Annotated in this window: 16 protein-coding genes; 5 read left to right on the top strand and 11 right to left on the bottom strand. The window is 68.4% G+C overall.

Features of this window, described 5'->3' with window-relative positions; all coding sequences use genetic code 11:
• Positions 1–71: 71 nt before the first annotated feature.
• Positions 72–464: an acyl-CoA thioesterase gene (locus OMP43_RS02005; protein ID WP_280277882.1), complete on the bottom strand. Its 393-nt coding sequence runs from the start codon at positions 462–464 to the stop codon at positions 72–74.
• A 64-nt stretch (positions 465–528) separates the two neighbouring features.
• On the opposite strand from OMP43_RS02005, the gene OMP43_RS02000 reads away from it, so the two are divergent.
• Positions 529–732 carry a hypothetical protein gene (locus OMP43_RS02000; protein WP_280277881.1) on the top strand — a complete coding sequence of 68 codons (204 nt, stop codon included), beginning with the start codon at positions 529–531 and terminating at the stop codon, positions 730–732.
• On the opposite strand, the gene OMP43_RS01995 is transcribed toward OMP43_RS02000, so the two are convergent.
• The 5 genes from OMP43_RS01995 to OMP43_RS01975 form a co-directional block, all read right to left on the bottom strand.
• Positions 722–1,105, bottom strand: a complete 384-nt coding sequence (locus OMP43_RS01995; protein ID WP_280277880.1) for an MliC family protein — start codon at positions 1,103–1,105, stop codon at positions 722–724. The two genes, OMP43_RS02000 and OMP43_RS01995, sit on opposite strands and share 11 nt — an antisense overlap.
• A 59-nt stretch (positions 1,106–1,164) precedes the next feature.
• Positions 1,165–1,581 (bottom strand): biopolymer transporter ExbD, encoded by a 417-nt coding sequence (locus OMP43_RS01990; protein WP_280277878.1) that lies wholly within the window; start codon positions 1,579–1,581, stop codon positions 1,165–1,167.
• A gap of 212 nt (positions 1,582–1,793) precedes the next feature.
• Complete coding sequence (locus OMP43_RS01985) at positions 1,794–2,384, bottom strand: YdeI/OmpD-associated family protein (protein WP_280277876.1); 591 nt, start codon at positions 2,382–2,384, stop codon at positions 1,794–1,796.
• Positions 2,385–2,430: 46 nt separating this feature from the next.
• On the bottom strand, positions 2,431–2,787 hold the full coding sequence (locus tag OMP43_RS01980) for a DNA primase (RefSeq protein ID WP_348538584.1): 357 nt from the start codon (positions 2,785–2,787) through the stop codon (positions 2,431–2,433).
• Positions 2,788–2,847: 60 nt separating this feature from the next.
• Positions 2,848–4,080 (bottom strand): multidrug effflux MFS transporter, encoded by a 1,233-nt coding sequence (locus OMP43_RS01975; RefSeq protein WP_280277875.1) that lies wholly within the window; start codon positions 4,078–4,080, stop codon positions 2,848–2,850.
• Positions 4,081–4,199: 119 nt separating this feature from the next.
• On the opposite strand from OMP43_RS01975, the gene OMP43_RS01970 reads away from it, so the two are divergent.
• The 3 genes from OMP43_RS01970 to OMP43_RS01960 all read left to right on the top strand — a co-directional run bounded on the left by OMP43_RS01970 (position 4,200) and on the right by OMP43_RS01960 (position 7,250).
• Positions 4,200–4,703 carry a hypothetical protein gene (locus OMP43_RS01970; protein ID WP_280277873.1) on the top strand — a complete coding sequence of 168 codons (504 nt, stop codon included), beginning with the start codon at positions 4,200–4,202 and terminating at the stop codon, positions 4,701–4,703.
• A gap of 141 nt (positions 4,704–4,844) precedes the next feature.
• Positions 4,845–5,795: a 2-oxoglutarate and iron-dependent oxygenase domain-containing protein gene (locus OMP43_RS01965; protein WP_280277871.1), complete on the top strand. Its 951-nt coding sequence runs from the start codon at positions 4,845–4,847 to the stop codon at positions 5,793–5,795.
• 162 nt (positions 5,796–5,957) lie between these two features.
• On the top strand, positions 5,958–7,250 hold the full coding sequence (locus OMP43_RS01960) for a homoserine dehydrogenase (protein ID WP_280277869.1): 1,293 nt from the start codon (positions 5,958–5,960) through the stop codon (positions 7,248–7,250).
• 165 nt (positions 7,251–7,415) lie between these two features.
• Here the strand turns inward: OMP43_RS01960 and OMP43_RS01955 are convergent, their stop codons facing one another.
• Entirely contained in the window at positions 7,416–7,724 is a 309-nt protein-coding gene (locus tag OMP43_RS01955) for a hypothetical protein (protein ID WP_280277867.1), read from the bottom strand.
• 65 nt (positions 7,725–7,789) lie between these two features.
• Positions 7,790–8,143, bottom strand: coding sequence for a hypothetical protein (locus OMP43_RS01950; protein WP_280277866.1), 354 nt, complete (start codon positions 8,141–8,143; stop codon positions 7,790–7,792).
• A gap of 155 nt (positions 8,144–8,298) precedes the next feature.
• Here OMP43_RS01950 and glpX point away from each other — a divergent pair, with 155 nt between their 5' ends.
• Positions 8,299–9,267 carry a class II fructose-bisphosphatase gene (gene glpX / locus OMP43_RS01945; protein WP_280278092.1) on the top strand — a complete coding sequence of 323 codons (969 nt, stop codon included), beginning with the start codon at positions 8,299–8,301 and terminating at the stop codon, positions 9,265–9,267.
• Between the two features lie 430 nt (positions 9,268–9,697).
• Here the strand turns inward: glpX and OMP43_RS01940 are convergent, their stop codons facing one another.
• The 3 genes from OMP43_RS01940 to OMP43_RS01930 are packed head-to-tail and all read right to left on the bottom strand — an operon-like array spanning position 9,698 to position 13,585.
• The gene (locus OMP43_RS01940) at positions 9,698–10,456 is read right to left on the bottom strand and encodes a DNA-binding domain-containing protein (protein WP_280277865.1); all 759 of its coding nucleotides are present in this window, start codon (positions 10,454–10,456) and stop codon (positions 9,698–9,700) included.
• Positions 10,446–11,297 (bottom strand): DUF692 domain-containing protein, encoded by an 852-nt coding sequence (locus OMP43_RS01935; RefSeq protein WP_280277862.1) that lies wholly within the window; start codon positions 11,295–11,297, stop codon positions 10,446–10,448. The genes OMP43_RS01940 and OMP43_RS01935 overlap by 11 nt, the downstream gene beginning before the upstream one ends.
• A gap of 11 nt (positions 11,298–11,308) precedes the next feature.
• Complete coding sequence (locus OMP43_RS01930) at positions 11,309–13,585, bottom strand: ferritin-like domain-containing protein (protein WP_280277861.1); 2,277 nt, start codon at positions 13,583–13,585, stop codon at positions 11,309–11,311.
• Positions 13,586–13,642: the final 57 nt, after the last annotated feature.

Raw genomic sequence — 13,642 nt, 5'->3', positions numbered from 1 at the left:
GAAAGCCGGGGTCTCGCGCGGCTCTCGTCCCGCGCCTTCGCCCGAGGTCCCGGCTTTCGCCGGGATGACGGTTATTCGAGGAACGGCGCCGCCACTTCCGCCGGCACGCGGATCAGGCGCTGAGTCGCGCGGTCGAGGATCGCCCAGGTCGTCCGGGCCTCGACGCGGACCTTCCCGTCCGCGCCGGTGAACTTCATGTGCCGGTCGAAGCGCGCGCCGCGCGGCGGCTCGGCGACCCAGGTCTCGACGGTGACCGTCTCGCCTTCGGTCACGTTGCCGCGATAGTCGATCTCGTGCCGGGTCACGACCCAGATATAGGCGTCCCGGTGCGCGGGCGCGGCAACCGCATGCCAATGCGCCACCGCCACGTCCTGGATCCACTTCACCCACACCGCATTGTTGACGTGCCCGAGCTCGTCGATGTCCTGGGAACCGGCCGTGATCGTCGCGGTATAGCTCGCCATGCGTCCTTCCAGCTTAACCAATCTCGGAAGCGCGGTCTTCACCGCGCGCTGCTAGCCCGGCATCATGATCCCGCGCCATCCCTCCCGGATCTTCCGCAGCCGCTGGGCCGCCTTGCTCTGGGCCGCGGGCGTGATCTTCACCGCCATCACCTTCATCGGCTTCGGCGACAAGGAGAGCCATCAGGCCGCCGCCATGATCGAGGACGCGACCGGCACGAACGTCAGCAACAGCGACCTGGCGGTGCTCGAGAATTTCGTCAACGGATGACCGTGCAGGCGATCGGCGGCCGGCCGGGCGCTTCGAACGACATGGCGTCGCCCTTGCCCTCGAAGGTCGTGCTCCCGTCCGAATAGCGGACGCCGGAGGCCATGCGCTGCTGCGGCAGCACGAGCGTCCGCCCGTCGCGGGTGACGGTCGCGGTGTCCTTTTCCGTATCGAAGCGCGCGACGATGCGCACGCCGTCCATGCAGCGGAAGCGCACGGCGGCGCGATCGTCGGCGACCGGCGCCTTGTCGACCGGCGCGGGCGAGGCGTCGTCGGTGATGTTGGTGGCCTCCGCCTGCACGACGTTGCGTTCGGCGGCGGGCTGCGGGCTGGAGCAGGCGCCGAGCGCGAGCAGGGCAGTCAGGGTCAGGCGCATCGGGATTCCTCTTTCGTCCGGAAACGTAACGAATAGCCCGATGCGCCCGTTCCGCCAGCCTAGTCTTCGAGCGGCCGGTTGCCGACAAAGCCGAGCCTGGTGATGCCCGCGCGCTTCACGGTGGCGAGAATCCCGTCGAACCGGTCGTAGCGTGCCTCGGGATCGGTCTGCAGATGGAGGACTGCGCCCGATTTCTGCAGCGCCGCCAGCCGCTCGGGCAGCGCCGCGTCGGGCAGCGCCACGCCGTTCCAATGGAGCGCGCCCTGCCGGTCGATCGCGAGGACGGAAGGCGGCAACGGATCGGCGACCGGGATCCGGCCCGAAGGCAGATCGACCGGCACCTTGTGCGAGGCGATCGGGATGGCGATGATGATCACGACGAGCAGCACCAGCATCACGTCGATCAACGGGGTGATGTTGATCGCGCCGATCGGGGCGGTATCGGGAATGCGGCGAGCACGGACGGCACGGATCATGGCACCTCTCCTCGTTATGATGATGTAACATCACATAGGGAAATGCGGATGGCAATGCCCGACTCCCTCTCCGCTATCCCCCCCTGAAGGCGGGCACGTATCTCGCTGAAGCAAGTATCCCTCCGTCATTCCCGCCTTCACGGGGATGACGGCCATTGGGCACGCCTTGTCCCAAGGGGATAGGGGCCGAAGGGGAGCGGGACGTCAGCCCCTCAGCAATTCTCGTACTTCCAGTTCCGCCGCTTCCCCTCGCGCATCCAGGCGACCGCCTCGGCGACGCGCTTGGCCCTGGTCTCCGGCCGCTTGGCCTCGGCGATCCACTCGCAATACTCGCGGCGGCAGCTCGGTGGAAAAGCATCGAAGGCGGCCGCGGCGGCATCGTCGGCCGCCAGCGCCTCGGCCAGTTCGGGCGGCACCGCCGCCTCGCCCTTGGGCGCGGCGCGCGGCCGGGCGGGCTTCGCTTCGGCCGCCAGCGCCGCCGCCTCGCGAATCAGCCGCTCGACTTCCGCCGCGCCAGGCAGGTCGTCCAGCGATTCGATGCGGCCGAACTGGCCCATCGCCTCGCCTTCCCTGCCGGTTTCATTGTCCTGCCGGTTCCAGAAGCCGAAGCTGGCATGCGCCTTGAACGCGGCCATGTTGGCGAAGGGCCGGCCGCCGAGCGTGAAGAAGGGGTGCGACCATTTGATCGTCTCCTCCACTTCGGGCAGCGCGGCGTGGAAGCGCGCGCGAATCCATTGCAGGATCGGCCGCGCGAACGCGGCGCGGCTCTCGATATAGGCGTCTACCCGAGGATCGCTGGCCATGGGGCGGCATGTTCCGCCGCCCCGGGCGCAACGTCAATAGCGGCGCTCAGGGCTCGAGCGCGTCCCCATCGGCATCGTCCAGATCATCGTCGTCCGCCAGCTCGTCTTCATCGAACCCGTCCTGGATCTCGTCCTCGGAGATGGCGCGCGGGCGCTGGCCGCCCTCCTCGTCCTCCTCGCCGATCTCGTCGTCGACCATGCGCAGATCGTCTTCGTCGTCATCGGCGTCGGCGCCGAGATCGGGTGCCATGTCGGTCAGGACATTGCCGTCGCTCGGGCCGTCGGTGGTCGCCTCGAGGATCTCGGCGCGCTGGCTTTCGTCATAGCCCTCTTCGTCGAACCCGTCATCGCCTGGGCCGCGCCCCGGAACCTGATAGCCACCCATCCCTCGTCCTCGCTTCACGGCGCCCGCCACCGCGGCGGACCCTTCCCAGTGCGAACGGCGATCGTGCCCGAGCGTTCCCTAGCTGGGGCGGAACATGCGTCCGCGCTCGGTCACGGCAACTACCACGAAAGCGATGAGGCCCATAAGCAGGAATCCGGTGTAGAGCGGCACGGTGGTGCCGTCGAACGCCTGGCCGATCGCCGCGCCGATCAGCGCCGAGCCGAGCGTGGTGACGAAGCCCTGCAGGCTCGAGGCGGTGCCGGCGATCTCGCCCATCCGCTCCATCGCCATCGCCGAGAAGTTGGACGTGGAAAGGCCCACGCATCCCATCATCAGCGCCTGGAGCAGCGTGAAGCTCCAGATCGATTCGAATCCGCTCCAGGCCACGGCGAGGTGGATCGCGGCAAAGACGATCATGCCGGAGAGCGCCGTGTGCGAGATGCGGCGCATGCCCATCCGCATCACCAGGCGCGAATTGAGGAACGAGCCCAGCGCCATGGTGGAGGCGACACAGGGGAAGACGACCGCCAGCAGCTCGGGCGCGTGGAACACGTCGTCCATCACCTGCTGCACCGAGCCGATAAAGCCGAACATGCCGCCCGACAGCAGCATGATGCCGATCGTATAGCCCACTGCCTGGCGATCGCGCAGCATCAGGCCGTAATCGGCGAGCACCCGCGCCGGGCTGAGCGACAGCCGCCCCTCCTGCCCCAGCGTCTCGGGCATGCGCAGCCAGAACCACAGCACCACCAGGCACGCGAGCGCGGCGACGGCCCAGAAGATCAGCCGCCACGACCCGGCATAGAGAATCAGCTGCCCCAGGCTCGGCGCGACGATCGGCGCGGCCATGAAGACGATGAAGGCCAGGCTCATCACCCGCGCCATTGCCCGGCCGGCGAAACAGTCGCGCACCAGCGCCACCGAGACGACGCGCGCGCCCGCCGCCGACGCGCCCATCGCCGCGCGGGCGACCAGCAGCAGCAGGAAGCTGCCCGAGAGCGCCGCCACCGCGCTCGTCACCACATAGGAGGCCAGCGCGAGCGCCAGCACCGGCCGCCGCCCGTAACGGTCCGAGAGCGGGCCATAGGCGAGCTGGGCGAAGGCGAAGCCGATCAGGAACGCCGTGACGACATATTGGCGATGATTGGGCGCATCGACGCCCAGGCTCGCGCCGATCGCGGGCAGCGCGGGCAGCATCGAATCGATGCCGAGCGCGGTGAGCGCCATCATGGCTGCGACCAGGCTGACGAACTCGCCGAACGCGAGCGGCGCCTTGTTCTGCGCTTGCGTTGTGAGGTGCGGCTCTTCCATGTCGGCGCAAATGGCGCATCGTGCCGTGCGCGTCACCCCCCAAAGCCAACGCCTTTCTTGTGCCGGCCATGCGCTTCCGTTAGTGTGTTGCCTTTGCGATACACCAATGGAGAGCGCCGATGCGTCGTCTGCCCCTTCTGCTGCTTCCCCTCGCGCTCGCCGCCTGTGACGGCGGCACGAGCACCCCGGTGACGATCGACGTGAAGTCGGACGATGGCGACAATGGCAGCTTCCGGATGGAGAACGGCACCGTCTCGATCAAGGGCGACGGCTTCCAGGGCAATTTCAGGGTGCCGCAGATCAAGATGAAGGCCGACGACGTCGATCTCGACGGCGTGAAGCTCTATCCCAAGTCCGAGATCGCCGGCTTCCACATCACCGGCAGCGACAAGCCGGGCAAGAGCAAGGACGGGGGCAAGGTGCTGATCGACTTCACCAGCCCCGCCTCGCTCGCCGCCGTCCAGAACTGGTTCCGCGACGGCTTCACGAGGAAGGGCTTCAAGTTCGCGGCGAAGGGGGACGGCTTTGCCGGCGCCACCTCGGACGGCGGCACCTTCACGCTCGACCTGAGCGCGGATGGCGGCGCGAAGGTCAAGGGCCGCATGGAGATGGCCGGCAGCTAGGATCGAGGCTCAATCGGCAAGCGCCGTCTCGTCCCCGCCATTCTCCACCGTCGTCCCCGCGGCCCCGAGTCCGGGCCATGCCGGCGCACCTCTTGTCGCGCCGGCACCGGCGGGTCTAACTGGGCCCAAGGAGACTCATAAATGGCTACTGTTCTCGACGAGGTGCCCCTCGTCTCGATGGCCGAACAGGCGAACGATCCCGATGGATTCGCACAGAAGTTCGGCCAGTCCTTCCGGCGCTTCGGCTTCGCGATGGTCGCCGATCATGGCGTGCCGCAGGAACTGATCGATCGCGCCTGGGCGATGACCAAGGCGTTCTTCGACCTGCCCGAGGCCGAGAAGCGCGCCTATTTCGTCGAAGGCGGCGGCGGCGCGCGCGGCTACACGCCGTTCAAGACCGAGATCGCCAAGGGCGCGCAATATGTCGACCTGAAGGAATTCTGGCATGTCGGCCGCGAGCTGGCCAAGGGCCACCGCTTCGAGAACGACATGGCGCCGAACATCTGGCCGGATCGCCCCGAAGGCTTCAAGGAGACGTTCCTCGAGCTGTTCCAGGCGTTCGACGACGCGGGCGACCGGCTGCTCTCGGCGATCGCCCGCTATCTCGGCCTCCAGCCCGACTGGTTCGATCGCGCGGTGCGGGACGGCAATTCCGTGCTGCGCCTGCTCCATTATCCGCCCGTCGCCGCCGACGCGCCCGAAGTGCGGGCCGGCGCGCATGAGGACATCAACCTGATCACCCTGCTGCTCGGCGCCGAGGAAGCGGGCCTCGAGCTGCTCGACAAGGACGGCCGCTGGCTGCCGGTCAAGCCGCCGGAAGGCGCGATGGTGGTCAATGTCGGCGACATGCTGCAGCGCCTGACCAACCATTACCTGCCCTCGACCACCCACCGCGTGGTCAATCCGCCGGTCGAGCGCCGCGGCACCCCGCGCTACTCGATGCCCTTCTTCCTGCACCCGGCGCCGGACTTCCTGATCGAGACGCTGCCGTCGACGATCACCGCGGACAGCCCGAACCGCTATCCGGAGCCGATCAGCGCGCACGACTATCTGTTCGAGCGGCTGGTCGAGATCGGGCTGATCAAGAAGTAACAAGCAAATCTTGCTTCCCCTCCCTGAAAGGGAGGGGCTAGGGGTGGGTCAGCGGCGGACGGGCTCGATGCCCGGCCGTCGCTTTCGCATCGGGCATCAAGCTCGCTACGCTCGCAACCCACCCCCGACCCCTCCCTTGCAGGGAGGGGAGTGAGAGAGACAATGACCGAACCGCTTCGTATCGCACTTGCAGGCCTGGGCACCGTCGGCGCGGGCGTGATCCGCCTGATCGACGCGAATGCGGCGCTGATCGCCCGCCGCGCCGGCCGGCCGATCGAAGTGGTCGCCGTCTCCGCCCGCGACCGGGCCAAGGATCGCGGCGTCGATATCACGCGCTTCGACTGGGTCGACGATACCGCCGCGCTGGCGCGCCATCCCCGGGCGGACGTGGTGGTCGAGCTGGTCGGCGGGTCGGACGGCCCCGCGCTCGCCCTTGCCCGCGCGGCGCTGAACGGCGGCAAGAGCCTGGTCACCGCCAACAAGGCGATGATCGCGCATCACGGCCTGGAACTCGCCGCCGCCGCCGAGGATGCCGGCCTGGCACTCAAGTTCGAAGCCGCGGTGGCGGGCGGCGTGCCGGTGATCAAGGGGCTGCGCGAAGGCGCCGCCGCCAATGAGATCGCCCGCGTCTATGGCATCCTCAACGGCACCTGCAATTTCATCCTGTCCAAGATGGAGGCCGAAGGCCGCGACTTCGCCGACATCCTCGCCGAGGCGCAGCGCCTCGGCTATGCCGAAGCGGACCCCAGCTTCGACATCGACGGCGTCGATGCGGCGCACAAGCTCTCGATCCTCGCCAGCCTCGCCTTCGGGACGCAGCCGGCGTTCGACCGGGTGGCGATCGCCGGCGTGCGCCATATCCTCGCGGCGGACATCGCCGAGGCCGCATCGCTCGGCTACCGCGTCCGCCTGCTCGGCATCGCCGATGCCGGCCCGGGCGGGCTGTTCCAGCGCGTGCATCCGCATCTCGTGCCGCTCAGCCACCCGCTCGCCCATGTCACCGGCTCGACCAACGCCGTGGTCGCGGAGGGGAATTTCGTCGGCCGGCTGCTGTTCCAGGGCGCGGGCGCCGGCGACGGCCCGACCGCATCCGCCGTGGTGGCCGACCTGATCGACATCGCCCGCGGCGAATTCGGCCACCCCTATGCCATGCCCGCCGCGGCGCTCACCGCACAGGACACCGCCGATGCCGGCGAGCGTACCAGCCGCGCCTATGTGCGCTTCACCGTGGCGGACAAGGTGGGCGTGCTCGCCGAGATCGCCGCGGCGATGCGCGACGCCGGTGTCTCGATCGAGAGCCTGATGCAGCGCGGCGCCAATCCCGACGGCAGCGTGCTCGTCGCCATCGTCACCCATGAAGGGCCGGAGCGCGCGGTATCGCAGGCGCTCGACAAGCTGCGCGGCTCGGCGAGCCTGATGGGCGAGCCGATGTGGATGCATATCCTCGCCGGCTAGGACGAGGACTCCTATTCTTCTTTCGTCGCCCCGGCCTTGAGCCGGGATGACGGCAGAAAATCAAATACTTGCCTGGGTTCTTAACTTGGGACGAGAACTCATGTTCCCGTAACCGTAACCCCCGCTTTCGCGGGAATGACGGAAACGGGCGGCGCCGGCCGCGGCTCAGTCGAGGCTGCTCTTCAGCACCTGCCGCCCCTTTTGCGGACATACCGGCGCGCCGGTGGTGCCGCAGGCCATGCCGGTGTTGCGCACCGCGTCGCGCTTCGCATCGGTGACTTCGGTGCTGGGAAGCGGCAGGCGGTAGCGCCTGGCGGGATCGGCCGGCACCGCGATGGCGAGGTTGCGCGGCTGCGGCGCGGCGCGTGCGGGGATGCTGGTGACGCGCGTCACCCGCGCCCTGGCCTTCCGGCGATGCTGCGGCGGTTCGGCGGCGGGCAGGGCATTGGCGAGGGCAAGGGCAAGCAGCAGCATCCGGGTCTCCGACGGGGGTCACCGCGCTCAACGCGCGGCACGGCGCCGGTTTCCCTCGGTATTTCTCAGGGTGCCAGTTCGCGGCGGACGGTGCGCGCTCCGCGCGCGCTGACGCTCATCGTCACGCCCGCAAAGCCGCAGCGCACCAGGAACGCGCTCTCGCCGCACGGCGCGCGCCCGTCCGCCCCGTCGAACAGCCGGTTGAGCCGCCCCTGGTCGGTATCGGGTCCATTGTAGGTCGTGGTCAGCGGCACCCGGTATTTGTCCGCCTCGCGCCGCGAGCAGACGACGATCTCGCTCTCGTCGCGCGCGCGCCGGCATGCGGGATTGGCCGACCAGCGCTGGCGGTGGGCCTCCATCACCTGCGCCGGCGACGGGTCATTGCTCTGGGCAAGCAGAAGCAGGGCGATCATCAGCATGTGCACGTCCTCCGCCCCCGGATTTCGTTTCACTAGCGGCAAGTTGTGACCGAATTGGGAATGGCCGCATGCTGACAACGTTAGCGGAATCGACAAGCGCCACGGCGCTGCCTAATCGCCGCCGCAAGTCCAATCACCCGGGGTATCCCATTCCCATGCCGCAGACCGCCAGCCACGCCCTCGACCGCGTCCTCGTCCTCGAAATGGTGCGCGTGACCGAAGCGGCGGCGATCGCCGCCTCCACCCTGGTCGGCCGCGGCGACGAGAAGGCGGCCGATGCCGCCGCGGTCGAGGCGATGCGCGACGCGCTCAACAAGCTCTATCTCGACGGCACCGTCGTGATCGGCGAGGGCGAGCGCGACGAGGCCCCGATGCTCTATATCGGCGAGAAGGTCGGCGCGGCGCAGGGCAAGGGCCCGGCGATCGACATCGCACTCGATCCGCTCGAAGGCACCACCATCTGCGCCAAGGCCGGCCCCAATGCGCTGGCGGTGCTCGCGGTGGCCGAGAAGGGCGGCCTGCTCAACGCACCCGATGTCTATATGGACAAGATCGCGGTCGGCCCCGGCTATCCCGAGGGCGTGATCGACCTGAACAGGTCGGCGACCGAGAATGTGCACGCGATCGCCGCCGCCAAGGGCGTGCAGCCGCACGAGATCATCGCCTGCGTGCTCGATCGCCCGCGCCACGAGAAGCTGATCGCCGAGCTGCGCGCGGTCGGCTGCGGCGTGGTGCTGATCGGCGACGGCGACGTGGCCGGCGTGATCGCCACCACCGACCCCGAGACGACGATCGACGTCTATATGGGCCAGGGCGGCGCCCCCGAGGGCGTGCTCGCCTGCGCGGCGCTGCGCTGCGTCGGCGGCCAGTTCAAGGGCCGGCTGGTCTTCCGCAACGACGATGAGCGTCAGCGCGCCCGGAAATGGGGGATCGAGGATCTCGACAAGATCTACGACCTTACCGAGCTGGCCAAGGGCGACTGCATCTTCGCCGCGACGGGCGTGACCGACGGCTCGCTGCTCGAGGGCGTGAAGCGCTTCGCCAACAAGATGACCACCGAGAGCGTGGTGATGCGGGCCCATTCCGGCACGGTCCGCTGGGTGAAAGGCGAGCACCGGCTCTGAGCGGCATCGCGCGGTACCGTGCTGCGGCTGCCGGTTCCGGCATGCCGCACGCGCCTCGGCAGCCAACGCACCGCGGATAGCGTCGCGCCGCTTGGGTTGAACGCCCGGAGAAGCCCTTGAAACCTTGTCCGCCATCCTCGCCTTGGCGGGGATGACGATTATCGGAAGGCCTTTGTCTCAAGCGGACAGTCGCCAAGCCCACCCCGAATGACGCAGGGATGCGCCCGTCTTGCAATGTAGGCTTCCGCATGGCGTGCTCGTCCGGCCGCATGCGCTGCCGGGCCGCTCTTTCAGCCGTAGGAAATATAGGACGCCCGGCACCAGGGCGCCGGGCAACGAAGTTGCAAAGGCCCTGCCCGCCACAAGCCATTGGACGTCGGGACCTTCGGGACGTTCCAAGTGATTCGCGCCATAGCCGTGTAGGAAGATCCTAGCCCGCCGCGGCCAGCCCATGCGCCGCCGCGAAGGGCAGCCACAGCGAGACGCGCGCGTCGTCCGGCAGCGGCACCGCCCGCGCCGGATCCTCGGGAAGCAGGGTCAGCCAGTCATATTGCCACGGCTCGAGCGGCAGGCAGGCGACCCGGTAATGCGCGCGGGCGACCGCGAGCAGCATCGGCTCCGGGCGCGGCGGGATCGGATCGCCCGTGGCGAGCATCTCGCCGAAGTCGAAGGGCAAGGCGAGCAGCCGGGCGGAGTCGGGCCGATACCAGCGCCGGGTCGCGGCCAGCGCGAGCAGCTCGGCCAGCACCGGATCCATGCCGGGCCAGGCCGGGGCTTCGCGCTCGATTCCGCGGGCACGGTGGACTTCGGCCTTGGTCCGCTCGATCCGCGCCAGGGCGGCGGGAATGGCGCCCACGTCCTGCGCCCCGCCCGGCGGCCGCGACGCCTCCAGCCAGGCGGGAAAGCCGGCGCCGAAATCGTAGAGCGTGTAGCTGTGCGACGGCCGCGCGGCGATATAGCCCCGGGCGAACAGGCCGAAGGCGGTCGGCCCGGCCAGCGCCGCGAGCAGGGGATATTCGCGCTCCAGGCACTCGGTCAGCCGCTGGCGATAGCCCCGGGCATAGATCTGGACCCGATCCTCCGCGGTCAGCCGGTTGTCGCCCCGGACATGGTCGCGCGCATCGCGATCGGAGGCGGCGAGAATCGCCTCCTGCATCCAGTCCTGCAGCGCGGCGAGCTCAGGCGGCAAGCGAGAGCCCCTCGCGCACGCGCCGCGCCTTGGCCAGCTCGGCGGCGACCACGGCGAATTCGGGAATGTCGGCATCCCATTCGACCATCGTGGCAACCGGTCCGCAGCGTTCCCAGACCCGGGCATAGAGCGGCCACACCGCATCGGGCACCGGCGCGTCATGGGTATCGATCAGATGGGTGCCATGATCGCTCGGCCCGGCGAGATGGACCTGCACGACATGCTCGGCGGGGATCGCCTCGAGATAGGCGAGCGGATCGAGCGCGTGGTTGAAGCTCGAGACATGGACGTTGTTGACGTCGAGCAGCAGCCCGCAGCCGGTCGCCGCGCACAATCGCGCCAGGAACTCGGCCTCGGGCATCTGGCTGGCGCGGAACTCCAGATAGGTGCTCGGATTCTCGACGATCAGCGGCCGGCCCAGGAAATCCTGCATCCGGCCCACCCGGTCCGCGACATGCGCCAGCGCCGCCTCGGTGAGCGGCATCGGCAGCAGATCGTGGCTGTTCACGCCCTGCACCCCGGTCCAGCACAGATGGTCCGAGATCCAGAGCGGCCGGAAGCGCTCGGCCAGCGCGCGCAGCTTGGCGAGATAGGTCATGTCGAGCGGCGCGGTGCTGCCGATCGACAGCGACACGCCGTGCAGCACCACCGGCCGGTGCGCCGCGACATGCTCGAACACCCGCATGCCATAGCCGGCATTGTCGAGCAGATTCTCGGTGATCGCCTCGAACCAGTCGACGCCCCAGGCTTCCGGGGGCGTCGACATCAGGTGCGGAAAATGCTCCTCGCGCAGCCCCAGCCCGTCACCGGGATTGGGCAGGCCGAGCCGAGGCTGCGTCATCGCCCCCCTCCCTAGGTCGAGGGGGGATAGGCGAGGCGCAGGTCGTTCGGCGCCTGCTGGACCAGGCCCGGCACCGGCTTGTCCGGATCGCCATTGACCTTGTAGGCCACGACCTTGGCAAAGGCCTGGAAGGCGATGTCCTCCACCTTGTCGCCTTCCTTGAAGTCGATCGTGGCGATCTTCTTCGAGGAAGGCGCGCCGCAGCCCGAGGGGGTGGGCGACGGCGAAGGCGACGGGGTGCCGCACAGATTCTTGTCCGCCTGGGCCTTCGGAGCGCCGCAGAGCACCGGCTTGGAACTGCCGACCAGCGCCCAGACCTCCATCGTGCCCGATTTGGGATAGAGCTGGAGCGCCGAGATCGGCACCGCGCAGCCGCCGAAGCCGCCGCAGATATTGTCGCTCGGCGCGGTGTACATCGGGCCGCTCGGCGTCGGCGTGGGCGATGGCGTGGGGGTGCCGCACAGCCCGCCATAGGTGCGCATCGTCACCGCCGAGCAGCCGCCGCCCTTCACCGTGGTCGGCGTGCCGCAGCCGCCGCCCGCGACCGGGTTCGCCTTGGGTGCGTTCGAGGTCTTGGAGGAAGCGGCGCCGCAGCCGCTGCTCGCCCCGCCGCAGCTGCCGCCGCCGCTGGTGAGCTGGACGAAGCCGCAGCCGCCCTGCCCCTTGCACAGGTTCGAGCCGCGGCAAGTGTGGTAGATCGAAGTCTGGGCGCAGGCATTGGTGCCCCATTTGCCCCCGACCTCGGCCAGGTCGAGCCCCTGGCAGGCATGGTTGACGATGTTCGAATCCGGCTCGCCGACGCCGACCGACAGGTCCGGCGTCCGGCCGAACACCGCCCAGGCGGTCGACATGCGGTCGCCCGATCCCGCCATCGAGGGGAAGGGGAAGGACACGGTGGCGCCGGCCGGATTCCAATAGCTGTCGAGCACGGTGGTGACGCCCTTGATCGCGCCGCACACCGCCTGGCTCATCTTCTGGAAGCTGGCGGCGCTGTCCGCGCCGTTCTTCAGGCTGTTGAGCGCATGGGCGATCTGCTCGGGCGTGGCCAGGCCATAGGGATTGTCCTTGGGATCATAGCCCTCGGTGGTCAGGTCCGCCGCGGTCCATTTGCCGATCCTGGGCGAGTGATCCCAGGTCTCCAGCCCGCCGCTGCCGCGAATGTCCTCGATCTCGCGGAAGCGGGTGTAATGGTCGATCCCGTCATTGTCGGCGCGCGCCGCGGCATCGGACGAGGGGATCAGCTTGCCGGTCTGCGAGTAGCTCGGATAGTCCGAGGCGAGCGCGTCGCGGTCCGGGCAGTAATGCGGGCTCACCGCGCCCTGGACGAGCTTGGCGGCATCGTCCTTCAACCGCTGGCCCTTCTCGTCATAGCGCGCGCCCAGCGTGGCGCCTTCGCCCTGGTCGGTGATGGCGTTCATCATGTTGAGCGCCTGTTTCAGCGCGATCTCGGGATCGGTGAGCGCGATCGTGGTCTCGAAGCCCATGAACTCGCGCATCGGATGGCCGGGGAAGCTGAAATTGTTGAACAGGTCGTTCTGCTGGCCCGAGGCGTCCATCACATGGTCCCAGAGCCGCGATCCGTCCTCATAGGTGATCAGCAGATAGTCGCGATAGCATTGGTACATATAGCCGATCGAGCCGAACATGATGTGCGCGTCGAGTTCGGCCACGGTCGTGTATTTGAACGGCACCTTGGGGAAATATCGCTCCTGGTTGCGGACGATGTCCTTCTCGGCCGTCTCCTGCGGCTGCTCGATGGCGAGGAACAGCTTGATCCGCTCCTCGTCGAGCGGGCCGACATTGACCTTCACGTCCTTGAACCGGTTGGTGTCCGTCAGGTCGACGACGCCCGGGATCCTGGTGAGCTTGGGGCCATAGCAGGTCCAGCCATGATCGCCGCTCTGCAGCGCGGTGGCGGTGAAGCTCGGCACGGCGCCGATCGCGGTGGCGAGATTGGCCGCCATCTGGAGGTGGAGCATCTCCTGGATGAACACCGAGAAGACGATGTTGAACGCCTTCTTGTTGCCCCAGCCCTTCTTGCCGGGCTTGTGCTCGAAGATCGCGCTCGTCTTGGCGCCCGGCCATTGCCGGCCCTTGTAGAAGCTGTTCCCCTGGCTGGTGATGGGGTGCATGCCGGTGATCGAGTAGAGCGACGTCATGTAGAGCGGGATGGTGAACAGCTCGACATTGACCGCCGCCTGCGCGATCCAGCGCACCACCAGCGTATCGGTCTCCAGGAATTTGAGAGGGCGCGCGGACAGTTCGCCCGGCTTGTGCGTCAGATGCATGGCAATTCCCCCAAGCTTCGCGAAATCCCGCGATGGCAATGGGTTCCTCCAACGCAA

This window comes from Sphingomonas sp. CBMAI 2297 (genome assembly GCF_029870595.1).
In the GTDB taxonomy this organism is placed as follows: Bacteria; Pseudomonadota; Alphaproteobacteria; order Sphingomonadales; family Sphingomonadaceae; genus Sphingomonas.
Note: the sequence above shows the minus strand (reverse complement) of the source record. Positions and strands in the feature narration are given on the sequence as shown.

Bases quoted from the DNA above. Each gene is read 5' to 3' on its own strand.
- OMP43_RS02005 (WP_280277882.1), bottom strand. From the start codon at position 464: ATGGCGAGCTATACCGCGACGATCACGGCCGGTTCCCAGGACATCGAC.
- OMP43_RS02000 (WP_280277881.1), top strand. From the start codon at position 529: ATGATCCCGCGCCATCCCTCCCGGATCTTCCGCAGCCGCTGGGCCGCC.
- OMP43_RS01995 (WP_280277880.1), bottom strand. From the start codon at position 1,105: ATGCGCCTGACCCTGACTGCCCTGCTCGCGCTCGGCGCCTGCTCCAGC.
- OMP43_RS01990 (WP_280277878.1), bottom strand. From the start codon at position 1,581: ATGATCCGTGCCGTCCGTGCTCGCCGCATTCCCGATACCGCCCCGATC.
- OMP43_RS01985 (WP_280277876.1), bottom strand. From the start codon at position 2,384: ATGGCCAGCGATCCTCGGGTAGACGCCTATATCGAGAGCCGCGCCGCG.
- OMP43_RS01975 (WP_280277875.1), bottom strand. From the start codon at position 4,080: ATGGAAGAGCCGCACCTCACAACGCAAGCGCAGAACAAGGCGCCGCTC.
- OMP43_RS01970 (WP_280277873.1), top strand. From the start codon at position 4,200: ATGCGTCGTCTGCCCCTTCTGCTGCTTCCCCTCGCGCTCGCCGCCTGT.
- OMP43_RS01965 (WP_280277871.1), top strand. From the start codon at position 4,845: ATGGCTACTGTTCTCGACGAGGTGCCCCTCGTCTCGATGGCCGAACAG.
- OMP43_RS01960 (WP_280277869.1), top strand. From the start codon at position 5,958: ATGACCGAACCGCTTCGTATCGCACTTGCAGGCCTGGGCACCGTCGGC.
- OMP43_RS01955 (WP_280277867.1), bottom strand. From the start codon at position 7,724: ATGCTGCTGCTTGCCCTTGCCCTCGCCAATGCCCTGCCCGCCGCCGAA.
- OMP43_RS01950 (WP_280277866.1), bottom strand. From the start codon at position 8,143: ATGCTGATGATCGCCCTGCTTCTGCTTGCCCAGAGCAATGACCCGTCG.
- glpX (WP_280278092.1), top strand. From the start codon at position 8,299: ATGCCGCAGACCGCCAGCCACGCCCTCGACCGCGTCCTCGTCCTCGAA.
- OMP43_RS01935 (WP_280277862.1), bottom strand. From the start codon at position 11,297: ATGACGCAGCCTCGGCTCGGCCTGCCCAATCCCGGTGACGGGCTGGGG.
- OMP43_RS01930 (WP_280277861.1), bottom strand. From the start codon at position 13,585: ATGCATCTGACGCACAAGCCGGGCGAACTGTCCGCGCGCCCTCTCAAA.